Here is a 26,605-nt window from a genome sequence, read left to right on the forward strand (position 1 = left end):
GGTCAGCGCGGCTCCGCGCCCGCGAACTCCTCGCGCATCCACGCCGCGATGCGTGCGATGAGCACGCGGCGATGCTTGCGCAGGTAGAAGGTGTGGTCGTACTCGCGCCAGAACTCCAGGCTCACCCGCGGCGACGCGGCGGCGTTGCCCAGGCTGGCCACGAGTTGGGCACGATGATTGAAGTAGTGGTACGCGCCGCCCGTGAAGACGAACAGCAGCCGCGTGCCGCGCTCGACCATGGTCGCGAGCATCTGCCGTGCCTGCGCGCGCGAGGGCCAGTCGCGGAAGTCCGACAGCGACGGTCCCGGATTTCGCCGCGCCATCAGGTAGCGCAGCACCTTGCCGAAGTTCAGCAGCCGCGGCAGCGCATGGCGCAGCCAGAAGCCGGGCGTCGGATACGCCACGCCGTCCAGCAGGATGGCGCCGGCGACGCGTTCGTCACGCGCGCCCACGTGGAAGGCGTCGTCCGCGCCGGAACACAGGCCGCACAGCACGAAGCGCTCGACACCCGTCTCCTGCATCAGCAACTGCATCGCCGCGTCGATGTCGCGCTGGCGGCGGTTGCCTTCCGCACGGGCCGGCAGGGCGCTGTCGCCCAGGCCGGACTGGTCGAATCGCAGCACCGCGAAGCCCTGCTCCGCCAGCGTGCGCGCCAGGTCCACGTGCGCGCGGAACGGCCCGACGTGGCGCGTGATGCCGGCGTTGAGCAGCAGCACGCCCACCCGCGATGTCGCGTCATGCGGACGCGTGATCACGCCAACCAGACCGTCGCCGAACGAACGCGCGGACTCGTTCGACGCCGCTGCGCACATCGCCGGCAGTCGCTGATGCGCGTCCGTCAGCTCCCTGGGATTGTCGAGTTGCAGGTTCACCACGGCACCTGTGCGGTCATGCGCTGCGCAAGCTGGGCCACCGCGCGGCGCGGGAACACCTGGCCGCCGAAACGCGACGGCACGTTCCATTCGGGGCGCTCGCCCTCTTCGAGCAGCACGGCTTCCACCGACACACCATTGGCGCGTTGTTCGCGGGCAAAGCGGTCGAGTTCGTCGTCCATCTCCCACACCGCCATGCGTATGCGGCTGCCGCGGGGCAGCTTCAGCTGCGCGGCGTCGAGCGCCGAGAGCGATTCGAGCAGCGCGTCGTCCACGCCGAAGCCGAGCAGCTCGCCAGGGTCGGATTCGTGGCGGGCATTCGCGTATCGCCCCGCGTCGTGCAACTGCACGCGATGCTGGTGCCGCCACCCTTCGACCAGCCGTGCGCCATCCAGTTGTGGATCCCACAGCACCACGTCGGCGGGTGCCGACCTGCGTGCCAGGAACGCCAGCAGCGGAAGCGCCGCGCTGCGCAGTGCCAGCCATTGCAGCTGGGTCGCACCGCGATGCAGCAGTTCGGCGGACGCCTGCTCCAGATCGTGGAGCATGCCGTCCAGCGTGAGTTCGGTATCGGTCCCATCCGAGTCGCCGCTGCCATACCAGTCGAAGGTCAGCGTCGGGATGCCGTAACTGCCGACGGCCTGCGCCAGCGCCCACAGTGCGCGATGGGCGCGGATGCCGTCCTGCAGCAGTGGCGCGCACAACAACAGCCCCTGGCCCGAGCCGGGCGTTGCCTCGTCACGGCCATGCAGCAGGCCGAACAGCGTGCGCCCCGGTTCGCCGAAGAAGAACGGCGCGCTCATTCCACTGCTCCCGTCGCGCCCAGCAGCCGCTTCATGCTGCGCGCCATGCGTGCGCGCATGCCCTGCTCCGCCGTCCGTGCCACGCCATGGAAGTCGGGCGGCAGCTCGGCCGCGATCTGCGCCAGGTTCTGCGTGGCCAGCCGCATCAGCTGGATGCGCACGCCCGTGTCCTTGGCGACGCGGCTCGACATCTGCACGGCGAGCATGGAGTTCCCGCCGAGGTCGAAGAAGTTGTCCGCCGCGTCCACGTCCGTGCCCAGCAGCTCCTTCCACAGGTCGCGCAGGTAATCCACTCGTGCGTCGGCCTCGTCCGCGCGGCGCGCTTGCGATGGCTGCGCAGCGGCGGTGGAAGCACCTGCATCGTCGCGGCCCTGCGCTCGCAGGATGGCGGCGCTGAGCTTGGTCACCAGCGCCGGCGATTCAATCATGCCGCGATGGTCGCCCGGGATGGATACCACCTCGACCGCATCGACCATGCCCTCCCAGCCCAGTGCCGGTTTGGCGCGCAGCTCCTGCGGCTGTTCGTCCGCGCGGAACAGCACGATCTGTCCCGGATACGCCTGCACGACGTACTTCACGTAGGCGCGCATGTGCGTGGCTTCCAGTTCGGCGTAGCGCACGCTGTGCGGCAGCGCCTCGCCGGCCTCGCGTGCCTGCTGCGCCTGCTGGCGCACCTTGGACGCCTGCAGCCGGCCGTTGACCACGCCGCCGATGGTCGCGATGCGCTCGCCCAGCGACTGGCCCTGCATCCGCCGGTGCAGGCGCTGCACGCGTGCGGACAGGCCTCGCCTGGCTTCGTCCCGATAGCGGATGCCGAACTCGGCGGAGGTGTCGACCAGGCCGAGCATCCCGACCGTCTCGCCGACTCGTGCCAGTTGCTGGGCCATCTCGTAGGCGATGATTCCACCCATCGAGCCACCGGCCAGGTGATACGGACCGTGCGGCTGCACGCTGCGGATCTCGCGCACGTAGCGCTCGGCCATCTTTTCCACGCTGTCCAGCGGCGCGGTGCGGCCGTCCAGGCCCAGCGCCTGCAGGCCGTACACCGGGATGCCTTCGGGCATGGCATCGGCCAGCGGGCGATAGTTGAGCACGTTGCCGCCCACCGCGTGCACCAGGAACAGCGGCAGCTGATCGCCGTTGGGGCGGATCGGCACAAGCGGTGCCCACGGATCGGGCCGGCCTTCGTCAGCGTGCGCGTCGTTGAATGCGCGGCGGTACTCGTGCGCCAGCGCACGCACCGTGCGCGCGGTGAGGAGCGTCGCCAGAGGCAGGTTCACGCCCGTCTCTCGATTGAACCGGTGGAACATCTGCACCGCCTGCAGCGAATGGCCGCCGAGCGAGAAGAAATCATCGTCCGCGCCGACGTCGGGCTTGCGCAGCAGATCGCGCCAGATCGCGAGCAGTTGTTCGCCCAGCTCGTCCAGCGGTTCGTACAGTTCACTGCCCGCAGCCTGGCGCGGTGCCGGCGCCACGCTTTCGCCGACGTCCGCGCTGCGGCCGAACTGCAGCGGCTGCCCGTCGTCGAAGCGGGTGATCTCCTCCAGCGTCAGCGACGGATTGCTGCCCAGTGCCTTCAGCACCGCGACGTAGCGGTCGCGCAGCAGGGCGGCGGTTTCGTCCAGGAAGATGTCCGCGTTGTAGATGAAGCCACCGGACAGGCCCGTGTCCTGCTCGACGAACCACAACCCGAGGTCCTGCGTGGACGCGGTCTGGAACACCGGGTAGCGCTCGTGCGTGAGCTGGCCCCAGCTGCACACGCGCTGGCGGATGTCCTGGAAGGAGAACAGCGCGTGGTACAGCACTGCTCCGCCTTCACGGCTGCGCACGCTCAGTTCGCGCACGAGGTCCTCCAGGCGGATGTCCGGATGCGCGAAGCTGTCCAGCACCACGTCCTTCACCTGCTTCACCGCCTGGGCGAAGGTCATGGACGGGTCGACCTCCAGCCGCAGCGGCAGCAGGCTGGTGAAGTAGCCCATCAGGTTCTCGACTTCCGCGGTGTTGCGGCCGCGCACAGGCGTGCCGACGATCAGCTCGCGCAGGCCCGACGTGCGGCTGATGAGCGCGAAGTACGCCGTCAGCAGCACCATGTAGAGCGTGGCGTCCACCTGCTTGGCGGTGTCGTGCAGCGCGCTGGTGACGTCCTGCGCGACGTTGATGCGGTGCGTGACGCCGCGGCCCGACATGCCCGGACGGCGCGGCAGATCGGTCGGCAATGCCTCGATGCCCTTGCTGCCGGCGCCCTGCCCGACGCCGCCCAGGCGCTCGCGCCAGAACGCCAACTGCTTCGCGTACTCGGGTCCCTGCAGCCATTCGCGATGCCATGCGGAGAAATCGGCATAGGTCACAGTCAGTTCCGGCAGTTGCGGCTCGCGGCCTTCCAGCTGCGCCGCATACAGCTCGGCCATGTCGGTGTACATCAGGTCGAACGACCAGCCGTCCCAGATCAGGTGATGGGTCATGAAGAACCACACGTGCTCTTCCGGCCCGAGGCGGAACAGGCGCGAGCGGATCAGCGGTGCGCGGTCGAGTTCGAACGGCGTCTGGATCAGCGCGTCCATGCGGCGCGAGACTTCCGCCTCGCGTTCCTCGCGCGGCAGGTGGCTGACGTCCACCACGTCGGTGATATCCACGTCCACCACGTCGTGCACGATCTGCATCGGCTCGCCGTCGACCAGCCCGATGGTGGTGCGCAACACGCTCTGGCGCTGGATCATCGCGTCCAGCGCCGCCTGGAAGGCGCCGAGCTGCAACGGCCCGCGCAGGCGGTGCGCGCTGGGCGTGTTGTAGGTGATCTGGCCGGGATTGAACTGCTCCAGCAGGTACAGGCGTTCCTGCATCACCGACATCGGCCCGCGCGTGCGATCGGCAAGCGGCTTGATCGGCTCGCGCTTCGGCGCGGCCTCACCGTCGATGCCCTGCACCATGCGCGCGAGTTTCGCGACAGTGGGGCCGTCGAACAGCGCACGCAGCGACAGGGCGATGCCCAGTTCCTTGTTGATGCGCGAGGTCAGCTGCGCGGCGAGCAGCGAGTGCCCGCCCAGCGAGAAGAAGTCATCATCCACGCCGACTTCCGCCACGCCCAGCACCTTGGCCATCGCTTTGGCGATGGTGCGCTCCAGCGCGTTGCGCGGCGCGGTGCGTTCACCCGCCAGCTTCACGGTCAGGTCCGGCGTGGGTAGCGACTTGCGGTCGATCTTGCCGTTGGGCAGCAGCGGAATCGCGTCGAGGAACAGGATGTGCTGCGGGATCATGTAGTCCGGCAGCGAACCGCGCAGGTACGAGGCCAGCTGCGCTTCGCCCTCGCCTGCCTGCAGCGCGGCGTCGCCCGCCACCACGTACGCCACCAGGCGCACGTCGCCGGGACGGTCCTCCCGCGCGACGACCACGGTGCGCGCGACCTGCGGATGCGCCGCCAGCAGCGCTTCGATCTCACCCAGCTCGATGCGATAACCGCGCACCTTCACCTGGAAGTCCAGGCGCCCCTGATGCTCCAGCACGCCGCCGGGCCGCCAGCGGCCACGGTCGCCCGTGCGGTACAGCAGCGCGCCCGGCGTTGCCGAGAACGGATCGGTGACGAAACGCTCCGACGTCAGTTCCGGACGATTGAGATAGCCCAGCGTCACGCCATCGCCGCCGATCCAGATTTCGCCCGGCACGCCGAGCGGGCACAGCTCGCCGCGCGGATCGAGGATCCACACCTGCGTGTTGTCGATGGGCCGGCCGATGTGGATATCGTCCGGCGACACCACGCGCGAGCACGTCGACCACACGGTCGTTTCGGTCGGGCCGTACACGTTCCACAGCGAGCCGCAGCGCTGCAGCAGTTGCGCGGCCAGATCCTGCGGCAGCGCTTCGCCGCCGCAGAGGATTTTGAAGTTCGCATCGCCCTGCCAGTCCGCGTCGAGCAGCAGCCGCCACGAGGCCGGTGTGGCCTGCATCACCGTCGCGCCGCTGCTGGCGATCAGCGCCTTCAGCGCGACGCCGTCCGCCGCGGTGACGCGGTCGGCCAGCACCACGCGCGCGCCCACGCTCAGCGGCAGCAGCAACTCCAGCACGGCGATGTCGAACGACAGCGTGGTCACCGCGACCAGCCGGTCGTCGGCGCCCAGGCCGGGTTCCTTCGCCATGCTGGCCAGGAAGTTGCTGACCGCGCGATGCGGCACCTGCACGCCCTTTGGGCGACCGGTCGAACCGGAGGTGTAGATCACGTACGCCACGGACTCCGGCTGCGCGGTGTCCTCGTCGCGTCCGATGCGCGTGGAGGGAAGCGCGGACAGTTCGTCCTGCAGCGTATCCAGCGCCAGCACCGGGCGCCCGCGCAGGTCGAAATGGCCCGCGTGCTTCGACGTCGTCACCAGCGCGGCCAGGCCCGCGTCGCCGGCCATGTACGACAGGCGCTCGGCGGGGAAGTTGGGATCCAGCGGCACGTAGCCCGCGCCGGACTTCAGCACCGCCAGCAACCCGGCCAGCATGTCGATGCCGCGGTCGAGCACCAGGCCGACCAGCGAACCACGCCGCACGCCGCGCGCACGCAGCAGGTGCGCGATGCGGTTGGAGCGCGCTTCCAGGTCCGCGTAGCTCACGTGCGCGCCGTCGAACTCCAGCGCGACGCGTTCCGGCGTGCGATCGCACTGGCGTTCGAAGAACTCATGCATGCGGCATTCGCGGTCGAACGGCACGGGCGCCGGCTGCAACGCTTGCAGCTCTTCGCGTGCGCTGTCGGACACCACGCTCAGGCGGCCGAACGGAAGATCAGGCCGGGCCACGGCTTCGCGCAGTAGCGTTTCGTACGCGGCCAGCCAGCGGCGGATCGTCGCGTTGTCGAACAGGTCGGTGTTGTACTGGCACTCCAGGCGCATGCCGCCCTGCACCTGCACCGCGTTGACGAACAGTTCGAAGTTTTCGTACAGGCGCGGGTTGGTGATCAGGCGCATGCCCAGGCCGTGGAAGCCGGTGCTCTCCTGGTCCATCGCCTGGTCGATGTTGAACATCACGCTGCACAACGGCAGGCGCGCGGGATCGCGCTGCAGCGGCAGTTTCTTCAGCAGCGTGCCGAAGGTGTAGCGCTGGTGTTCGATCGCATCCAGCAGCGTGCCCTGCGCCTGGCCCAGGGCCTGTTCGAAGGGCTGCGCGTGGTCCAGCTCGAAGCGCAGCGGCAGCAGGTTGACGCAATGTCCGACCAGATGGTCGTGGCCGTCCACCGACTGTCCCGCGGCGGGAATGCCGACCACCACGTCGTTCTGCGCGGTGAGCCGCGACAGCAACCCGGCGAAGCTGGCCAGCAGCGTGGCGAACAGGCTCGCGCCCTGGCGCGCACCCAGGCGGCGCACGGCGGCGACCAGTTCGTTGTCGAGCAGGTGGTCCTCGCGCACCGACGGGAACGTGCGGCGCGACGGACGCGGGCGGTCGGTCGGCAGGTCGAGGATCGGGCCGCCGTCGGCGAAGCGCTTCAGCCAGTACGCCTCGTCGGATCGGTAGGTGGCGCCCTGCGGATGCTCGGCCTCGGCCAGCGCATAGTCGGCGAACGATTCCGCCGCCGGCAGCGGTGCAACCGGCTGGCCCAGCGCCTGCGAATACAGCGTGCCCAGCTCGCGCACGATCACCCACCACGACCAGCCATCGCAGACGATGTGGTGCGCGGTGAGCACCAGTAGGTGTTCGCCAGCCGCCAGCTTCAGCAGCTGCGCCCGCAGCAGCTCGCCGTGGTCAAGGTCGAATGGCTCCTCGACGACGCTGCGCGCATGGGCGGCGACGCGCTCGGTGCGTTCGGCTTCGTCCAGCGTGGACAGGTCGATCAGCGGCAGCTCGATCGCGCGCTCGTCGTTGACGCACAGCGTGCGGCCGTCCGGACCGAAATTGGCGCGCAGGATGTCGTGCCGTGCCACCAGCGCGCGCAAGGCCGCGTGCAGTGCACCGGGGTCGAGCGCGCCGCGGAAATGCAGCGAGATCGACTCGTTGTACGCCAGCGACGCATCGCGGCCGAGCTGGTCGGCCAGCCACACCTCGCGCTGCGGCTCGGTCGTCGGCGCCACGCGCGCCAGCGGACCGTCGGCGAACGGATCGTAATCGACGGCCGTGTCGCTTCCGTTCGCCAGGGTCATTGCATTCATGCGCTCACCTTCATGTACTTGCCCGGCTGTTCCGGGTTGGGCACGAACCATGCGGGCGTGCCGTCGGGCTCGCGGCCCAGGCGCGCGCCGGGCGCCACCGGCTTGCTGGCGTCCATCACCGTCTTTGGCGTCGCGGCGCGGCGCGGAAGAAGCTCCATGTCCTGCAGCTCGGCCACCGCCTCCTTGAAGGCGGTCCCGATGCGCGCGATGTCCTCGTCGCTGTGCGCGGTGGTGATGAAGCACGGAAAGTTGTCGAGGATGTGGATGCCGCGCAGGCGCATCGAGGCGAACAGCAGGTCCTGCAGCGGATGCGCCTCGTGCCAGTGCGTCTTCCACACCGACGCGTACTGCTTCACCGACACCGGCGCGCCGACGTCGGCGCAGTAGGCGTTGATGTCCGCGGCCAGCGCTTCGGTCTTCGCGTTGAGGCGCTTCTGCAATTCGCCGCCGTCGCGCTTGAAGTGCTCCAGCACGGCCTTGGCCGCCACCAGCGCCAGCGGGTGGCGCACGAAGGTGCCGGCGAAATACGTCACGCCGACGGTCGGCACGGAATCGTCGCCGTACTGCCAGTGGCCGCCGTCGAGCGCGTCCATGTACTCGCGCTTGCCGGCGATCACGCCGATCGGGAAACCGCCGCCGACGACCTTGCCGTAGGTCGCGAGGTCGGCCTTGATGCCGAAGATCGCCTGCACGCCGCCCGGGTTGGAGCGGAAGCCGGTGACGACCTCGTCGAAGATCAGCAGCGCGCCGTTGTCCTGCGTGAGCTGGCGCAGTTCCTTGAGGAACTCGACCGGACGGAAGTCCAGGCGGCGGCTCTGCACCGGCTCCACCAGCACCGCGGCGATCTCGTGGATGCGCGACTTGATGATCTCCATCGCCTCGGGCGTGCCGTAATCGAGCACGAGCACGTTTTCGGCGGTATTGCGCAGGATGCCCGGCGCGGCCGGCACCGCGCGCAGCGACTTGGTACCGCGCACGATCACTTCATCGACGATGCCGTGGTACGAACCGGTGAACAGCACAACGGTGCTGCGAGCGGTGATGGTTCGCGCGACGCGCAGCGCGCCAAGCACGGCTTCGGAACCGGTGTTGCACAACGCCGCGCGGTCGTGGCCGGTGAGCTCGCACACCAGCTGCGCGACCTCGCCGGCAACCGGATGCTGCGGGCCGATCTCGTATCCCTTGTCGAGCTGCTCGCGCACGGCGTCGAGCACGAAGTCCGGCTGCCACCCGAACAGACTCATGCCGAAGCCGTTGAGCGCATCGACATACTCGTTGCCGTCGATGTCGAACACGCGCGAGCCCTTCGAGCGCTCCACCACGATCTGGTAGACGATCTCCTTGGTCAGCGGGCGGAAACCGTTGACCACACGCGGATCGGCGAGCTGCGCACGGTTGGCCTGCGTGTATTCCTTCGACTTGCGGGTGCGCGCGACGTAGCGACCGATGAACGCATCGAGCTTGGCCTTCTGCTGCGGCGACAGGTCGGTATCGACGCCGTTGTCGATGCGCGCGATGGCGCCGAAGGCTTTCTTGACGTCGTACTTCTGCTGCACGGCGCCGGTGTCTTCCTCGGCTTCAGCGGGTTTCGGTGGCGCGGCCGACGCGGCCGGCTGGGGCGCGGGCGCCGTGACTGCCGGCGCAGGAACGGCCGCGGCGGCTGCGACCGGAACGGCTGCGGTCGGCACAGCCATTGGCGCGGTGGTGGCACCTGACAGCAACGCCAGCTGCTGCGCCATCAGCTGCATCTGCTGCGCGATGACCTGGCGCGTGAAGTCGCCGCCACCGTCCAGCGCGGGCATCGCGACGGGCGATACCGCGGCGATCTGCGCCACGGCAACCGGCGCCACCGATGCGGCCGGCTGCACGACGACGGGCGCCGGCGCGGCCTCCGGTGGCAGCTCGGCGTCCAGCATGCCGGCCAGGCGGTCGAGGCTGGAGCAGTCGCCCATCAGCTGGCGGAAGTTCACCGGCACGTTGAAGCTCTTCTGCAGCTGCACCGCGACCTGGGTCAGCATCAGGCTGTCCAGGCCCAGTTCGATGAAGTTGGTGTCCGCGTCGGCATCGCTCATGTCGAAACCGGCCACGTTCTCGAACAGGCCGCGCAGTTGGCCGACCAGACGCTCGCGACGACCGGGGGTGGGCGCGGCGGGTGGGACGGCGGCGACGGGCGTGGGCTGCGGCATGACGGTCTCCAGTACGGTCGGAATGCGTGCGGCGGTAGTAACGGCGGGGTGCGGGACGACGTTGCTCGGGCTCGCCGCCACCGCCTCCACCCAATAACGTTGTCTCTCGAACGGATAGGTCGGCAGGCGCAGGCGATGGCGGATCGCGCGCCGGTCGAAGGACTTCGGGTCGATCGCGGCGCCCAGGCTCCACAGCTTTCCGGCCGCGGCCTGCAGCGACCGGCGTTCGTCCACGGCGTTGTCCGCCAGGCTGGCGACGGTGCCGATGCGCTGCTTCTGCAGTGCCGGCTGCTGGCGCGCCAGCGCGTTCAAGGTGGTGCGCGGCCCCACTTCCAGCAGCACGCGCGCCGGGTCGTCCAGCAGCGCCTGCAATGCGGTGGAGAAACGGACCGGCTCGCGCAGGTGGCGGGCCCAGTAATCGGGCGAGGTCGCCTCGGTGGCATCCAGCCACGCGCCGGTCACGGTCGAGACGATGGGCCGCGTCGGCGCGTTCAACCTCACCGCGGCCACGGCGGCGCGGAACGGCTCCACCACCGGCTGCATCATCGCGGAGTGGAACGCATGCGAGGTGCGCAGCGCGCGGCAGGCTACGCCTTCGCCTTCCAGCTGCGACTGGAACGCCGCGACGGCGTCTCCTGGGCCGGCGACCACGCAGGCCAGCGGCGAGTTCTCCGCGGCCAGCGACAGCGACTCGGGAAGGCGTTCGAGCACGGCCGCCGCCGGCAGGCGGATCGACAGCATCGAGCCTGCCGGCTCGGCCTGCATCAGCGCACCGCGACGCGTCACCAGGTGCAGTGCGTCGCGCAGCTCGAACACACCGGCCAGCGTGGCGGCGACGAACTCGCCGATGCTGTGGCTGATCATCGCGGCGGGCTCCACGCCCAGGCTCATCCACAGCTTCGCCAGCGCGTACTCGATGGCGAACGTCGCCGGCTGCATCACCGACGTGGGCAGCAGTGCCTCGGCGTCCTCGCCGAACATGCGCTCGCGCAGATCGAAGCCGAGCGTGTCGCGCAGCAGGCTCGCGCATTCGTCGATGGCATCGCGGAAGACCGGTTCGGACTCGTACAGGCCGCGGCCCATGCCGGCGTAGGTGGCGCCCTGCCCCGGAAACATGAAGACCACGCCGCTGGTGCGCGCCGGACGGCTGCGCGCGGCGTCCGCCTGCGTATCCGGAGCGCGCAGGGCGTCCACGGCGGACGCGACATCGTCCGCCGCCACGGCCAGGCGATGCGCGAACGCCTTGCGCCCGGCCGCCAGCGTCCACGCCACGTCGGCCAGGTTTTCGTGCGGATTCGCCTGCAGGTGCTCGGCCAGTTGCGTCGCGGCCATGCCCAGCGCGGCCGGCGTGCGGGCCGACAGCACCAGCAGTTGTGGGCCTTCCGCTTCGCCGGATTCCGGCAGCGGCGGCGCTTCTTCCAGCACGGCATGCGCATTGGTTCCGCCCAGGCCGAACGAGCTCACGCCCGCGCGGCGCGGCGCGGCGCCGTCGGTTTCCCACGCGCTCATGGCCGCGTTGACGACGAACGGCGAGCTGGCGAAGTCGATGGTCGGATTCGGCGAGCGGAAGTGGATGCTCGCGGGAATGCGCTTTTCGTGCAGCGAAAGCGCGGTCTTGATGACGCCCGCCGCACCGGCGGCGGTGACCAGATGACCGACGTTGCTCTTCAGCGAGCCGATGCGGCAGAAGCCCGTATCCGCCGTGCTGCGACGGAACGCGCGGGTCAGACCTTCGATCTCGATGGGATCGCCGAGCGGCGTGGCGGTGCCGTGCGCCTCGACGTACGAGATGGAACGCGCATCGACACCGGCCTTGTCGTGCGCCAGCGCGATCACCGCGGCCTGCCCTTCGCTGCTGGGCGCGGTGAAGCTGGCGCGGTTCGCGCCATCGTTGTTGAGCGCGGCGCCGCGGATCACCGCGTACACCGGGTTGCCGTCGGCAATCGCATCCGACAACCGCTTCAGCAGGACCACCGCCGCGCCGTCGCCGAACACCGTACCTTTCGCGTCCGCGTCGAAAGTGCGCGTGTGCCCGTCGGGCGACAGCATCGAACCTTCCTGGTACAGGTAGCCGCTGCGCGGCGGGCACGTCACCGCGATGCCGCCGGCCAGCGCCATGTCGCACAGCCCGGACTGCAGGCTTTCCACGGCCTGCGCGATGGCCACCAGCGACGTCGAGCACGCTGTGTGCACGCTCACCGCCGGGCCGGTGAGGTTGAGCTTGTGCGCCACGCGCGTGGCGATGTAGTCCTTCTCGTTGCCCAGCATCACCTGCAGCGCGCCGACGCGGTTGACCAGTTCCGGATGCGCGGACGCATGGCGCTGGAAATACGTGGCGTTGTTCATGCCCGCGAAAATTCCGGTAACGGCCGCGTCGAGGCCGTCGGGCGCATGGCCGCCGCGCTCCAGGCACTCCCAGCACAGTTCCAGGAAGATCCGCTGCTGCGGATCCATCAGCTCGGCCTCGCGCGGGCCGATGCCGAAGAAGGCCGCGTCGAACAGTTCGACGTTGTCGATCACGCCGCGCGCGGCGACGTAGGACGGGTCGTGGCGATCGCCCGCGGGGATCGACGGATCCAGCTCATCGATGCGGAACTTGCTGATCGAATCGCGCCCTTCGCAGAGGTTGTCCCAGAACGCCTCCACGTCGGCGGCGCCGGGGAAACGGCCGGCCATGGCGATGATGGCGATGGGTTCGTGATGCGTCTTGCCTGCGGATCCCGTCGCGCGACGCGCGACCGGCGCTTGGTCGGCGCCCGTCAGCACCGCCGCCAGACGGGCCGGCGTCGGGTTCTGGAAGATCGTGGGTGCGGCAACACGCGGCGCATCGTCACCGGTCTGCCAGCCTTCGTTACGGATCTGCTCGGCCAGGCGCACGGCCAGCAGCGAGCTGCCGCCCAGTTCGAAGAAGTTGTCCTGCCGCCCCACGCCCTCGATGTCCAGCAGCGCGCCGAATGCGTCGCACAGCTTCGCTTCCAGCGCGGATGCCGGCGGCGCGTAATCGACGGTGAGTTCGGGGCGGCGACGGTCCGGGGCCGGCAGTGCGCGGCGGTCCACCTTGCCGTTGATCGTCAGCGGCAACTGCTCCAGCGCGACATAGCGAGTGGGCACCATGTAAGCCGGCAGCGCGGCGGCGAGGTGCGCGCGCAACTGCGGGGCGTGCACTTCGGCGGTGGCCGGCACGTAGTAGGCGACCAGCCGCTTCTCGCCGGGAAAGTCCGCACGCGCCACCACGCTGCAGGTCGCCACGCCCGCATGACGGGCGAGCACCGCCTCGATTTCCGTCAGCTCGATGCGATGGCCACGGATCTTCACCTGCGCATCGGTACGGCCGACGAATTCGATCTCTCCGCGTTCGCAGTACCGGACCTGGTCACCGGTGCGATACAGCACGTCGCCCTCCACGAACGGGCTGGGCACGAATCGTTCCGCGTTGAGTTCCAGCCGTCCGAGATAGCCGCGGGCCACGCCCACGCCGCCGATGCACAACTCGCCGATCACGCCGGTCGGCACGGGCCGCAGGCGGCGGTTGAGCACGTAGCCAGTGGTGCCTTCCAGCAGGCGACCGATGGGAATGGTGGTGGCGTCGGCCGGCAGATCGCGCGGGATCGCATGATCGGTGCACATGATCGTGCACTCGGTCGGGCCGTAGCCATTGTGCAGCTGCAGGTCCGGCGCAATGGCCTGCATGCGGCGGATGTGATCGACGGACAGCGACTCGCCGCCGACGATCAGCTCGCGCAAGCTGGCGAAGATGGTCGGATCCTCGTCCACCACCGCGTTGAACAGCGCCGCGGCCATGATGCCGTGGGTGACGTGGTGACGCGCGATGTTCTCGCGCAGTCGTGCCGCGGTGGGCACCGCCTCGTCATGCACGACCACCGTGCCGCCGTTGAACAGCGCACCCCACAACTCCAAGCCGGAGATGTCGAAACCGAGCGGAGCCGCGTGCAGGATCCGCGAGTCCTGGTCCAGGCGTACGTAATCCACGCCGTGCAGACGCCGTACCAGCGAACGCTGACGGATTTCGACGCCCTTCGGCACGCCGGTCGAGCCGGACGTGAACAGCACGTAGGCCAGGGCGTCGCCGTCCACTTCGTATGCGTCCAGCGGGGCGTCGTCGCCTTCGACGGAGATGCGGGCCGGCCCCTGCGGCAAGACACGCAGGTCGTGCGAAGGATCCACGACGATCGCGCGTACGCCGGCGGTTTCGACCATGAAGGCCAGACGGTCGTGCGGCAGCGTCAGGTCCAGCGGCAGGTACGCCGCGCCGGCCTTGATGGTGCCCAGCAGCGCCACGACTGCATCGATCGAGCGCGGCAACGCAACACCGACGATGTCCCCTGCACGGATTCCGGCCTCGCGCAGGCGCGTCGCCAGCGACGCGGCGCGCCGGTCGAGCGCCGCATAGGTGATCGATGCCTCGCCGTGCACCACGGCAATCGCCTCGGGCGATGCATCGCGTGCATTCGCGAAGGCGTCGTGCACGGTTTCGAACGGAGTACGCGAAGCGGCGGCGTTGGCCCATTCGCCGGTCTGGCGCGCACGATCGGCCGGCTCGAGCACGTCCATGTCGGCCAGCGGCCGCGACGGTTCCACGGCGATCGCGTGCAGTGCGCGTGCGGCTGCAAGACCCAGTATCCGCACAGCGTCATACGTCAGCGGCGCACGGTACCCCACCTGCAATGCGCCGGCCACCGTCCGCCAAGCCGACGACGCGTGCGCCGGAATGCCTTGCGCGGCGGCGGTCCACGCGCACGGCTGCGGCGCAGGCACTGCGTCACCGTTGCGCAACAGATCGGCGAGGCGGGCGGCATCGGTCGACGCAACGGCAACGCGCGCCTGGCGCGTGGTGTTGCCGTCATCGACGGTGGCAAGCACTTCGTCGGCACCGACCAGCGCGGCCTCCACCGCCGTCAGCGCCGCGGCGATCAGCAGGTCCGGTGCGGCGTGCGCATCCAGCGTACGCCGGGCCTCGGCACTCAGGGCGAACTCGAGCGAGCACGCCTGGCCCGGTTCGTCGCCCGCGTGCTGCGGCAGCACGTCCAGCAACGCCGAATCGAGCGTCGGCATCGCGCCGCTCCGCTCTGCCCGAACCGATTCCGCCCGCTTGCTCATGCCCCTGCTCCCTTGTCGCACGCCCTTGCACGGGCGCCCTGCAACGATCACGTTCAAACCGCGGACGATCGGCCGCCGTTTCCTTGTTCCGATGCCATGCGCATGTGCGCTGCGGTGCCGTCCTTCGGTGTGCGATGCCACCTCCGTGGCGTCGCGGCACGATGGAATGCCGGGGTGCCGGCCATCCGATTCCCGCCCCACTCGTCGGAAAGAACGCCTTGCGTCGCTGCAAGCGGCCATGTCCACACGCGATGCGCGAGGTCGAAACTCAGGCTAGGATTGGGCGCGACAAGGGGGCCCCATGAGCCAGGACTTCGCGCTTCTGTATCAGCAGCTCGGCCTGCATCCCGATTGCAGCCTCGAAGATCTCAAGCGCGCCTATCGTGTCCGCGTCGCGGAGCTGCATCCGGACCGTCACCTGGAGCAGTCCGGTTCGCAGGATGCGCATCACGCGCTCACCGAACTCACCGCGCTGTATTCCGGTGCGATCCGCTTCCATCGCATCCACGGCCGCCTGCCCGGCGCTACACCCAGGGCCGCCGCGCCTGCACAGCGCGTGGCTACGGAAGCGCCCACGCCGGCACCGACGGTCGCACGCGCGCTGGCCACCACCGGGCGCAAGGCGCCCGCACCGAATCCGACCTCGCGGTTGGCCGTCGGCGGCGTGCTCGCGCTCGTCGTGGTGCTGGTGGTGCTGCACTGGTCGGAGTCCTCGCCAGTCAAGACCCAGGCGGAGCCGGCAGGCTCGGTCGCGGATGTCGCCGACCCCAACGTGCCGCGCCTGGAGCTGGGCATGGACGAAGCCGACGTCATCGCGATCCAGGGCTCGCCCGAGCGCGTGCAGGACGGCGTGTGGAACTACGGTTCCTCATGGGTGCGTTTCGATGAGGGCCGCGTGGTGGATTGGGCGAGCATGGCGCCGAACCGGCTGCTCGCGCCGACGTCACGCCCGGTGCGCGAGGAAGAGGACCTGGCCTCGCCGTGATTCGTTACCGGCGCGACGCAACGCGCCGGCTGCTCACAGGCTTCAGCGCGATCCGCGCTGGAACAGCACCACCTCGACCGTCTGCAGCAGGATGATCAGGTCGAACACCAAGCCGTGGTTCTTCACGTAGAACAGGTCGAATTTCAGCTTCTCTTCGGCGTCGCGCACCGAGGCGCCATATGGGTAGCGCAGCTGCGCCCACCCGGTCAGGCCCGGCTTCACGCAATGGCGTACGGCGTAATAGCGGATTTCGCGACTGAGCATGTCGACGAACTGCGGGCGCTCGGGCCGCGGGCCGACCACGCTCATCTCGCCACGCAGGATGTTGAACAACTGCGGCAGCTCGTCCAGCCGCGTCAAGCGGATGAACTTGCCCACGCGCGTGGTGCGGTCGTCGCCCTGTTGCGCCCAGCGCGCCACGCCGTCGCCCTCGGCATCCACCCGCATGCTGCGGAACTTCACCAGTTCGAACGGACGCCCGCCTTCGCCGATGCGCGTCTGCTGGTACAGGATGGGACCCGGCGATTCCAGCCGGATGCACAGCGCCACCAGCAACATGAGCGGCCACGTCACCAGCAGCAATGCCGAGGCCGACATCACGTCGAACAGGCGCTTGATCGCGCAGCGCGAGGTGGAATGGTCGAACCCTCCGGAGAACACCAGCCACGACGGATCGACCAGGTTGGTGGTGACGATGCCCGCCTCGCGCTCGAAGAACGTCGACAGGTCGGTCATCGCTACGCCGCGCTGCACGCAGGTCAGCATCTCTTCCATCGGCAGGCCGCCGCGACGTTCGTCCGGCGCCACGACGACTTCGCTGATCTGCAGCTGGTGCACCAGTTCGGACAACCCGCCTGGGGCCGGAATGCACAGCGCCGAAGCCACGGCTGCGTCCTGGCCATGGATCGGCACGAAGCCGATCAGCGTGAACGCACGGCGGTCGCTGTCGCGGCGCATGCGCGTGTTGATCAGGTCCGCATTGCGGCCCGCACCCAGCACCAGCACGCGCCGCTTGAACAGCCCGCCGCGGAATACGTGCGTGACGCAGTAGCGCAACAGTGCGATGCCGAGCATGCCAAGCACCATCGCGATGACGATTACGCCGCGTCCGATGTACGCCCAGGGGATCAGGTAGTACAGGACCATCAGGCCGATGCCGCCCAGCGCGAACGACACCATCAGGCGCAGCGCCAGTTCGAAACGGTTGAGCCGGACGTGCACCTCATACAGGCCGAGTGCCGCCATCGCGGTGGTCACAAACATCGCCACCAGCAGCGCACGCACCGCGAGGTTCTCCGCGAAGATCTCGTGGCCTTCCGGATCGTTCATGAAACGCAGCCACGCCGCGCCGATCACCGCCGCCATCACCAGCGCCACTTCCAGCAGCCACAGCAGCAGCAGCGCGCGATTCTTCAGACTCGCCTTGCCCAAACCCATGACCCCACTCCCATGCCTGCGCACGCGCGAAGTTGTGCGCGCATGCGGATGTCATTGCGATCCTTCGCGTCGGAGCGGTGCGCCATGGCGACGGCTTCGTCCGCCATGGTGATGCCGCTCCCCCGACGACGCTCTCCCTACAACGCCCTTCCCGCACCCGGCCGGCCAGCATCCGGATGCAGCCAATGGCATCCGACTGCAGCGTCGCGTGGCGCCGCGACCGCCGCAGTCCATCGCTCGCCCACATCGAGCATCGCCAGGCGCACGCTGCACGCCATGTCATCCCGCGTGCGCCCGGCCAGTGAAACTTCCTCTCCCGCACTGGCGCGGAAGGTGTTCATCTCGCGCGCCAGTCCGATGCCTTCGGCCTTCAGCAACGCCTCCTTGCGTACCCACAGTGCAAGCAGTGCCCGGCTGTAGGACGGCTCCGGAAAGCCGGCCAGCGACTGCAGTTCGGACGGATGACACACGCTCGCGGCGATGCCCGGCAACTCGCCCGCGCGTAACGACGCCTCGATGTCCACGCCGACCGGGCCGCGCGCGCACAGCGCGAAGGCAGCGACGCCGTCGGCGTGACTGAGGCTGGTGTACATCGGCAGGCCATGGAGGTCGTCGCCTTCCAGACACGGCCGTCCCTGCGCGTCGCGCGACAGAACCACCGCGTCCGCCGCGATTCCCAGTGCGTGCGCCACGAACATCCGGTGGAGCGCATAGGTCAACGCCAGCGCCTCGCGGTCGGCGGGAAAGCGACGCTGGCTGACGCGTGCGCGTTCGGGTGTATCGAGCAGGGCCCATGCGTCGTCGAGCCACGGTCGCCAGCAAGCGAGTTCGGCGATGGCCACCAGGCATCCCTGCAAAGGCATCGGCGCGCAGGCAAACGACTGGGCCAAGGTGCGATCCGGATCCTGCTGCCGTCGCGCGACTGCTGCCATCGCCCCTCCCCCTGTCCCGGCCCGGCCGGTGTTCGTCAGTACTGGCTGCAAACGCAGGTCGCCCGCGCACGAGGACACGCCGGTCGAAAATCACACGCGCGTCCTGTTCCGCCGCCGACTCGCGTTACCTGCATCGAGGCGGACGAGACGATGCGCGCACGGCACGCACGCTCGCCCTTCGATTCCTCCAACAGGCATGACGGATGGACACAACCGAGATCGGGGAACGGCTGGTCCATAGGCCGACGCGCGATGCGAGCACGGCGGCGGCCAGCGCCGGCGGCACCATCGCACCGCCCACACTGGAAACCGCACGCGTCGGCGTGGTCGGCCTGGGCTATGTGGGCCTGCCGCTGGCAGTGGCGTTCGGCCACCGTTTCGAGACGGTCGGCTTCGACATCAACCGCGCGCGCGTCGACGAACTGCGGGCAGGCCGCGACAGCACGCTGGAAGTCGAGTCGGACGAACTTGCGCGCTCCCGCAGGCTGCGCTGCAGCAGCGAGCTGGACACGCTGCGCGCATGCAACGTCTACATCGTCACCGTGCCCACGCCCATCGATGCGGCCAAGCGTCCCGACCTGGGCCCGCTGGCACGCGCCAGCGAGAGCGTCGGCAAGGTGCTCAAGCCGGGCGACGTGGTGGTGTACGAATCAACGGTCTACCCGGGCTGCACCGAGGAAGTGTGCGTGCCGATCCTGGAACGCGTGTCCGGGCTGGTCTTCAACCGCGACTTCTTTGCCGGCTACAGTCCCGAGCGCATCAACCCGGGCGACAAGGACCACCGCCTCACGAGCATCCTCAAGATCACGTCCGGCTCGACGCCGGAAGCGGCCGACTTCGTCGACTGCCTGTACGGTTCCATCATCGAGGCGGGCACGCATCGCGCCAGCTCGATCAAGGTGGCCGAGGCCGCCAAGGTCATCGAGAACACGCAGCGCGATCTCAACATCGCACTGATCAACGACCTGGCGATCCTGTTCAACAAGCTCGGCATCGACACGCTGGAAGTGCTGCAGGCAGCGGGCACCAAGTGGAACTTCCTGCCTTTCCGCCCCGGCCTGGTGGGCGGCCACTGCATCGGCGTGGATCCCTATTACCTCACCCACAAGGCGCAGGAGATCGGCCATCACCCGGACGTGATCCTGGCGGGGCGGCGCACCAACGACGGCATGGGTGCCTACATCGCCGGCGAAGTCGTGCGGCTGATGGTGCGTCGTGGCATCAATCCCGTGCAGGCGCGCATCCTGATTTTGGGACTGGCCTTCAAGGAGAACTGCCCCGACCTGCGCAACACGCGCGTGGTCGACATCGTGCATGCGCTGCGCGGCTACAACACCAGCGTCGACGTGCACGATCCCTGGGTCGACGCCGAGGACGCCGTGCATGAGTACGGCATCGCGCCCGTCGTCGACCCGGATCGCGGCGCCTACGACGCCGTAATCGTCGCGGTCGCGCATCGGGAGTTCGCGGAACTGGGGCCTGCCGGCGTGCGCGCCTACGGCAAGCCGGTCTCGGTGGTCTACGACGTGAAGTACGTGCTGCCACGCAATGCGGTGGATGGGCGGCTGTGACGATGAAGGTACTGGTCACCGGAACCGCCGGATTCATCGGCTCGCATGTGGCGATGGAACTGCTCGCACGCGGCGACGAGGTCGTGGGCTTCGACAACCTCAACGATTACTACGATGTCTCACTCAAGCGCGCACGGCTTGCGCGCTTCGCGGCGCATCCAGGCTACACGCACGTGCACGGCGATCTGGCCGATCGCGATGCAGTAGAGTCGCTATTCCGCACGCATCGTCCGGACCGCGTGGTGCACTTGGCCGCGCAGGCCGGCGTGCGTTATGCCGCAGAGAATCCGCACGTATACGTGGCGAGCAACGTCACCGGCTTCCTACACGTGATCGAAGGTTGTCGCCATCACGACGTGGCGCACCTGGTGTATGCCTCGACGAGTTCGGTCTACGGCGCCAACACAGCGATGCCGTTCTCCGAGCACCAGCTCACCGAGCATCCGCTCACGCTGTATGCCGCGACCAAGAAGGCCAACGAGGCGATGGCGCACAGCTACGCGCACCTCTATGGCCTGCCGAGCACGGGCCTGCGCTTTTTCACGGTCTACGGCCCATGGGGCCGGCCCGACATGGCGCTGTTCCTGTTTACCCGCGCGATCCTGGCCGGCGAGCCGCTGCGCGTCTTCAACCATGGACGGCACAAGCGCAGCTTCACCTACATCGACGACATCGTCGGTGGCGTGGTGCGCGCGCTCGATCGCGTCCCCACTGCCGACACGAACTGGCTGGGAAACCAACCCGACCCCGCCACCAGCGGTGTCGCGCCCTACCGGCTGTACAACCTCGGCAGCGACCAGAGCGTGGAACTGCTGCACTACATCGAGGTGCTGGAGGAGTGCCTGGGACGCAGGGCGACGCTGCAACTGCTGCCGCTGCAGGCGGGCGACGTACCGGCGACGGAAGCAGACTGCAGCGACCTGGCGCGCGACATGGATTACGCGCCGCGCATCACCGTTGAGGAAGGCGTGGCGAAATTCGTCGAGTGGTACTGCCGCTACTATGGCATCGCCCGGCGTCGCCGGGTAGACCGCGTGCGCCGCAAGGCACGTGGATCGCTGGCCGCCATGCAGGTTCTCGAAAGCTGACGGCGACACCGCTGCTTGCGGCACGGGGCTTGCGACTCGTCACCATGCCGCATCACCTGCGCGCGCGGAGTCGTTGATCAAGCTCGCCACGTCGCGTGGGCGGGACGCAAAGAGAAAGGGCCGATGCTTTCGCATCGGCCCTTTCGTCTTGTATGGCGCGCCCGGAGAGATTCGAACTCCCGACCACCAAGTTCGTAGCCTGGTGCTCTATCCAGCTGAGCTACGGGCGCTGAGTTGAAAAATTATGAAGGATCGTTGCCGATTCGTCAAACATTTTTCGAACACTTCTGTCGCACCTGCTTTGCAGATCGACAGCACGAACCGCGCGGATTCGTGTGGACCGTGATCCGGCCTGGCTGACACGGCGAGCCTTTGTCAGCAACCAGAATGCATGCAATCTGGTTCCGGTGGTCCGATGGAACTGGCGGAGACTGAGGGATTCGAACCCTCGATGGAGCTTTTGACCCCATACTCCCTTAGCAGGGGAGCCCCTTCGGCCTCTCGGGCAAGTCTCCGCGGTACTTCAAAACTGCGGGGGCGCAAGCATAACGGCTCGCCCGGCGCACGGCAACGATTTGTCAGCCGGCGTTCTGCTTGCCCGGGTCGTTGTCACCGGGTTCCTCACCACGCTGGATGCGCTGGTAAATCTCTTCACGGTGAACCGCGACATCTTTCGGTGCGGTAATACCAATGCGCACCTGGTTTCCCTTGACGCCGAGCACGGTGACGGTCACCGAGTCGCCGATCATCAAGGTCTCACCGACGCGACGCGTCAGGATCAGCATCTATACATCTCCTATGGCCGGACACCCTGGGCCGGCAAGTTGGCGCTCCAGAGCGCCCACGAATATTGCGAAACAAACGCGGGCCATCTTAGCGGCCGGCCAGACCGGCCCGCAACCGCGGAAAACCAGCGTTCACCGTTCAGACAAGCCGGCTTTCGACCCAGCCCGTTACGCCCGCCAGGGCCTGGACCAGGGCCGGGCCATCCTCGCCACCACCCTGGGCCATGTCGGGTCGGCCGCCGCCCTTGCCATTGATCTGACTGGCAACGTGCGCAAGGAGTTCACCCGCCTTCACCTTGCCGGTCGCGCTTCCGTTCACGCCTGCCACCAGGGCGGCCTTGCCCTCGCTGGCACCCGCAAGGACGATGACGGCATCGCCCAGCTGCTGCTTGAGCCGGTCCACGGCGTCGCGCAGCGCCTTGGCGTCGAAGCCTTCCAGCCGCGTCGCCACGACCTTCACGCCGCCCACGTCCTTGGCCGAGGCCGCCAGGTCCGAGGTCGCGCCCGAAGCCGCCTTGGCCTTCAGCGACTCGACCTCGCGCTCGAGCTTGCGGAAGCGATCCAGCAAGCTGCGCAGCTTCTCGCCGACGTCGGCCGCATTGCCGCCGAGCAGCCGCGCCGCCTCGTCCAGGCGGTGCTCTTCTTCGGCCACGTAGTCGAGCGCGCCCTGCCCGGTTACGGCCTCGATGCGACGCACGCCCGCGGAAACACCGCCTTCCGAAACGATCTTGAACAGACCGATGTCGCCCGTGCGCGACACGTGCGTTCCGCCGCACAGTTCCGTGGAGGAATCGCCCATGCGCAGCACGCGCACGCGCTCTCCGTACTTCTCGCCGAACAGCGCCAGCGCGCCGAAATCCAGCGCTTCCTGCATGCCCATGTGATGGACTTCCGCGGCATGGTTGCGGCGGATTTCAGCATTCACGCGGCGCTCGATCTCGGCCAGTTCGTCGGCGCCGACGGGCGCGAAATGCGCGAAGTCGAAACGCAGGCGATCCGGCGCGACCAGCGAGCCCTTCTGGGCAACGTGATCGCCCAGCACGCCGCGCAGCGCGGCATGCAACAGGTGCGTGGCCGAATGGTTGAGCACGGTGGCCGCGCGGCGCACGCCGTCGACGGCACCACGCACGCGGTCGCCGCGCTGCAGCGTTCCGCTGGCGAGCGTGCCGACATGTCCGTGGAACTGACCGGCGAACTTCAGCGTGTCGCGCACCGCGAAGCGGGCGGGACCGGCTTCGAGATCGCCCGTGTCGCCCACCTGTCCGCCGCCCTCGGCATAGAACGGAGTGCGATCGAGGATGACTACGGCCTCCTCGCCGGCTTCGATGCGCTCGACCGGCCTGCCGTCCTTCAGCAGCGCGAGTACCTGCAGGTCGTCGCCGACCAGTTGTTCGTAGCCGAGGAACTGCGTTGGCGCCAGCTGCGCGGCCAGTTCGGCCGGCATCGAGGTGGCATTGCCGAACTTGCCCGCAGCGCGCGCGGTTTCGCGCTGCTGTTCCATCGCCGCGTCGAAGCCGGCCATGTCGACGGTCAGGCCACGCTCGCGCGCGATGTCGGCGGTCAGGTCCACCGGGAAACCGTACGTGTCGTACAGGCGGAACGCGTCGACACCCGGGATGGTGGTGTTCGAACGCGAAGCGACTTCATCAAAGATGCGCATGCCCGAGTCGAGCGTCTCGGCAAAGCGCTCTTCTTCGGCCAGCAGTGCACGCTCGACGAACTCGCGCTTGGCCGGCAGCTCCGGATACGCATCGCCCATCACTTCCACCAGCGGCGCGACCATGCGATGGAAGAAGGGCTGCTTCTGCCCGAGCATCCAGCCATGGCGCAGCGCGCGGCGGATGATGCGGCGCAGGACGTAGCCGCGGCCTTCGTTGCTGGGCAGCACGCCGTCGACGATGAGGAACGCGCACGCGCGGATGTGGTCGGCGATGACGCGCAGGGACTTGTTGTCCAGGTCACGCGTGCTGGTGAACTCCGCGGCCTTCGCGATGAGGTGACGGAACAGGTCGATGTCGTAGTTGCCGTGCACGCCCTGCAGCACCGCAGCCAGACGTTCCAGGCCCATGCCGGTGTCGACGCACGGCGCCGGCAGTGGCACGAGCGTGCCGTCGGGCTGCCGGTCGAACTGCATGAACACGAGGTTCCAGATCTCGATGTAGCGGTCACCGTCCTCGTCCGGCGAGCCCGGAGGACCACCGGCGATGTGATCGCCGTGATCGTAGAAGATCTCGGTGCACGGACCACAGGGGCCGGTGTCGGCCATCTGCCAGAAGTTGTCCGAGGCGTACGGAGCGCCCTTGTTGTCGCCGATGCGGACGATCCGCTCCGGCGGCACGCCGATCTGGTTGGCCCAGATGCCGTAGGCCTCGTCGTCGGTGTGATAGACCGTGACGGTAAGGCGCGCGGGGTCGAGCTTCCAGACCTGCGTCAGCAGCTCCCAGGCCCACGTAATCGCATCGACCTTGAAGTAGTCGCCGAACGACCAGTTGCCCAGCATCTCGAAGAACGTGTGATGGCGCGCGGTGTAGCCGACCTGGTCCAGGTCGTTGTGCTTGCCGCCGGCACGCAGGCAGCGCTGCACGTCAGCCGCGCGCACATAACCGGGCTTCTCGCTGCCCAGGAACACGTTCTTGAACTGGACCATGCCCGAGTTGGTGAACAGCAACGTCGGGTCGTTGGCCGGCACCAGGGGTGCCGACGGCACGATGGTGTGGGCCTTGCTACGGAAGAATTCGAGGAAATCGCTGCGGATTTCGGTAGTGGTTTTCATGCCTGTCGCGCGAAGTCGTGGAGCGGGCCGGAACCACGCGGACCGGCCCATGCCCTCCTCACGATGGGGGCGTCGACTGGAGCAGGCAACCCAAACCCGAAAGCAGGCTAGCGTAGCAGGATGCGCGGGGGGCTGCTTGTGGGGTTTTCCGCTGCGGATGGCTGGGACGCAGGCGGACGCCACAATCGCTCGGGCGCGCAACGCGCGATGGCGTCGGAGCGAACTTGCTCACGACGGAAGGTGACAGCGTGTCGACGTTGGTGATCTTAGCGCTGGCACGGTCGTCAGCAAGCCGGCTCATACGCGAGCACCGCCAGGTTGCGATCAATCGTCGGGGTCGAAACGCGTTGCGGCCCTGACGCTGGCCCCATCGAAACCGCGCCTGATCAGGAAATCGGCGGCCTTGCGGCGCCTGGCGAGGTCCTCGCCCACGTCCGGTCCGAATCGGCGCCGGACCAGGTCCCGGGCCTGTTCGGGCCAGTCGCCCTCGAAGGTATCCATGGCCCGTGCGATGGCCTCGCGGTCGAGCCCATGTGTGGACAGCTCCGCGCGGATACGAATGGGGCCATAGCCGCTCGCGGCGCGGCTGCGGACCAGGTTCTCCGCGAACCGGGCATCGTCCTGCCACCCCTCCCCCGCCAGACGGTCGACGGCGACCTGGACCTCGTCGGCATCGAGCCCGCGGGACGTGAGCTTCCGGCTCAACTCCTTGCGCGAATGCTCGCGACGGGCCAGCAGCCCCAGCGCGCGTTGCACCGGGGTCTGCTCGCGGACAGGAGTGCGGCGGCGACGGCCGGAGCCGCCGCGGGCATCGTCACCGGCGGGCGGATCGTCACGCATGTTCGACCGTCGCCACGTTCATCCCGCTCGATCAGTCGTCCTGACCCGCGTCGTCGCCATCTTCGTCGCGACGGGCTTCGGCCGGGACGAACTTCTCGCGCAGCGACGCTTCCAGCTTGGCGGCGACCTGCGGATTGTCCTTCAGGTACTGGCGGGCGTTTTCCTTGCCCTGGCCGATGCGCTCGCCGTCGTAGCCGTACCAGGCACCGGACTTCTCGACCAGCTTGGCCTCCACGCCCATGTCGATGAGCTCGCCTTCGCGCGAGATGCCCTCGCCGTACAGGATCTCGGTGACGACCTGCTTGAACGGAGGCGCCAGCTTGTTCTTGACCACCTTGATGCGGGTCTGGTTGCCGATGATCTCGTCGCCCTTCTTGATCGCGCCGATGCGGCGGATGTCCAGGCGCACCGAGGCGTAGAACTTGAGCGCATTGCCGCCGGTGGTGGTTTCGGGGCTCTGGCCCGGCATCATGATCCCGATCTTCATGCGCAGCTGGTTGATGAAGATCACCAGGCAGTTCGAGCGCTTGATGTTGCCGGTCAGCTTGCGCAGCGCCTGGCTCATCAGGCGGGCCTGCAGGCCGGGAAGCTGGTCGCCCATCTCGCCCTCGATCTCGGCCTTGGGCGTGAGCGCGGCGACCGAGTCCACCACGACCATGTCGACGGCGTTCGAACGGACCAGCATGTCGGCGATCTCGAGCGCCTGCTCGCCGGTGTCGGGCTGCGACACCAGCAGGTCGTCGACATTGACCCCCAGCTTCTGCGCATAGGTGGGATCGAGCGCGTGCTCGGCATCGATGAAGGCGGCGGTGCCGCCCTGCTTCTGGCACTGCGCGATGGCCTGCAGGGTGAGCGTGGTCTTGCCGGAGGACTCCGGCCCGTAGATCTCGACCACGCGGCCCTTGGGCAGGCCGCCGATGCCCAGCGCGATGTCGAGCATCAGCGAACCGGTGCCGATGGTTTCGGTCACCTCGACCGCACGGTCGCCCATGCGCATGACCGAGCCCTTGCCGAACTGCTTCTCGATCTGCGTGAGGGCGGCGGAGAGGGCGCGTTTCTTGTTCTCGTCCATTGCGGTGGTCCTTTGCGTCGTCAGTTGGAA

13 protein-coding genes and 2 tRNA genes are annotated in these 26,605 nt (G+C 68.4%); 3 read left to right on the top strand and 12 right to left on the bottom strand.

Features of this window, described 5'->3' with window-relative positions; translation table 11 throughout:
• Positions 1–2: 2 nt before the first annotated feature.
• From VFE83_RS01510 to VFE83_RS01525, 4 genes are read right to left on the bottom strand one after another with little or no spacing between them, the layout of a single operon-like run.
• Entirely contained in the window at positions 3–872 is an 870-nt protein-coding gene (locus tag VFE83_RS01510; protein WP_324903099.1) for an alpha/beta fold hydrolase, read from the bottom strand.
• The gene (locus VFE83_RS01515) at positions 869–1,675 is read right to left on the bottom strand and encodes a hypothetical protein (protein WP_324903100.1); all 807 of its coding nucleotides are present in this window, start codon (positions 1,673–1,675) and stop codon (positions 869–871) included. The genes VFE83_RS01510 and VFE83_RS01515 overlap by 4 nt, the downstream gene beginning before the upstream one ends.
• A complete protein-coding gene (locus VFE83_RS01520; protein WP_324903101.1) occupies positions 1,672–7,788 on the bottom strand; it encodes a non-ribosomal peptide synthetase in 6,117 nt (2,038 codons plus the stop codon). The genes VFE83_RS01515 and VFE83_RS01520 overlap by 4 nt, the downstream gene beginning before the upstream one ends.
• Positions 7,785–15,047, bottom strand: a complete 7,263-nt coding sequence (locus VFE83_RS01525) for a polyketide synthase (protein ID WP_324903102.1) — start codon at positions 15,045–15,047, stop codon at positions 7,785–7,787. Before VFE83_RS01525 ends, VFE83_RS01520 begins: the two co-directional genes overlap by 4 nt.
• Before the next feature lie 346 nt (positions 15,048–15,393).
• Here VFE83_RS01525 and VFE83_RS01530 point away from each other — a divergent pair, with 346 nt between their 5' ends.
• Positions 15,394–16,077: a J domain-containing protein gene (locus tag VFE83_RS01530; RefSeq protein ID WP_324903103.1), complete on the top strand. Its 684-nt coding sequence runs from the start codon at positions 15,394–15,396 to the stop codon at positions 16,075–16,077.
• Positions 16,078–16,119: 42 nt separating this feature from the next.
• Here the strand turns inward: VFE83_RS01530 and VFE83_RS01535 are convergent, their stop codons facing one another.
• Together VFE83_RS01535 and VFE83_RS01540 are read right to left on the bottom strand one after the other, a co-directional pair.
• On the bottom strand, positions 16,120–17,514 hold the full coding sequence (locus VFE83_RS01535) for a TIGR03013 family XrtA/PEP-CTERM system glycosyltransferase (protein WP_324903104.1): 1,395 nt from the start codon (positions 17,512–17,514) through the stop codon (positions 16,120–16,122).
• Between the two features lie 137 nt (positions 17,515–17,651).
• Complete coding sequence (locus VFE83_RS01540; protein WP_324903105.1) at positions 17,652–18,446, bottom strand: 4'-phosphopantetheinyl transferase family protein; 795 nt, start codon at positions 18,444–18,446, stop codon at positions 17,652–17,654.
• A gap of 302 nt (positions 18,447–18,748) precedes the next feature.
• Between VFE83_RS01540 and tviB the strand changes: the two genes are divergently transcribed.
• The gene (gene tviB, locus VFE83_RS01545; protein WP_324903110.1) at positions 18,749–20,017 is read left to right on the top strand and encodes a Vi polysaccharide biosynthesis UDP-N-acetylglucosamine C-6 dehydrogenase TviB; all 1,269 of its coding nucleotides are present in this window, start codon (positions 18,749–18,751) and stop codon (positions 20,015–20,017) included.
• A gap of 2 nt (positions 20,018–20,019) precedes the next feature.
• The gene (locus tag VFE83_RS01550) at positions 20,020–21,105 is read left to right on the top strand and encodes an NAD-dependent epimerase (protein ID WP_324903106.1); all 1,086 of its coding nucleotides are present in this window, start codon (positions 20,020–20,022) and stop codon (positions 21,103–21,105) included.
• A 153-nt stretch (positions 21,106–21,258) separates the two neighbouring features.
• Here VFE83_RS01550 and VFE83_RS01555 read toward each other — a convergent pair.
• The 6 genes from VFE83_RS01555 to recA all read right to left on the bottom strand — a co-directional run bounded on the left by VFE83_RS01555 (position 21,259) and on the right by recA (position 26,575).
• A tRNA-Arg gene (locus tag VFE83_RS01555) sits at positions 21,259–21,335 on the bottom strand.
• Between the two features lie 192 nt (positions 21,336–21,527).
• Positions 21,528–21,620: transfer RNA gene (locus tag VFE83_RS01560), tRNA-Ser, on the bottom strand.
• A 63-nt stretch (positions 21,621–21,683) separates the two neighbouring features.
• Positions 21,684–21,890 (bottom strand): carbon storage regulator CsrA, encoded by a 207-nt coding sequence (gene csrA / locus VFE83_RS01565; protein WP_324903107.1) that lies wholly within the window; start codon positions 21,888–21,890, stop codon positions 21,684–21,686.
• A 139-nt stretch (positions 21,891–22,029) separates the two neighbouring features.
• The gene (gene alaS, locus VFE83_RS01570) at positions 22,030–24,714 is read right to left on the bottom strand and encodes an alanine--tRNA ligase (protein ID WP_414674671.1); all 2,685 of its coding nucleotides are present in this window, start codon (positions 24,712–24,714) and stop codon (positions 22,030–22,032) included.
• A 273-nt stretch (positions 24,715–24,987) separates the two neighbouring features.
• Positions 24,988–25,503 carry a recombination regulator RecX gene (gene recX / locus VFE83_RS01575; RefSeq protein WP_324903109.1) on the bottom strand — a complete coding sequence of 172 codons (516 nt, stop codon included), beginning with the start codon at positions 25,501–25,503 and terminating at the stop codon, positions 24,988–24,990.
• A 31-nt stretch (positions 25,504–25,534) separates the two neighbouring features.
• On the bottom strand, positions 25,535–26,575 hold the full coding sequence (recA, locus tag VFE83_RS01580) for a recombinase RecA (RefSeq protein ID WP_324903111.1): 1,041 nt from the start codon (positions 26,573–26,575) through the stop codon (positions 25,535–25,537).
• Between the last annotated feature and the right edge of the window lie 30 nt (positions 26,576–26,605).

Origin of the sequence: Lysobacter sp., assembly GCF_035655815.1 — a bacterium.
Classification (GTDB): Bacteria; Pseudomonadota; Gammaproteobacteria; order Xanthomonadales; family Xanthomonadaceae; genus Lysobacter_J.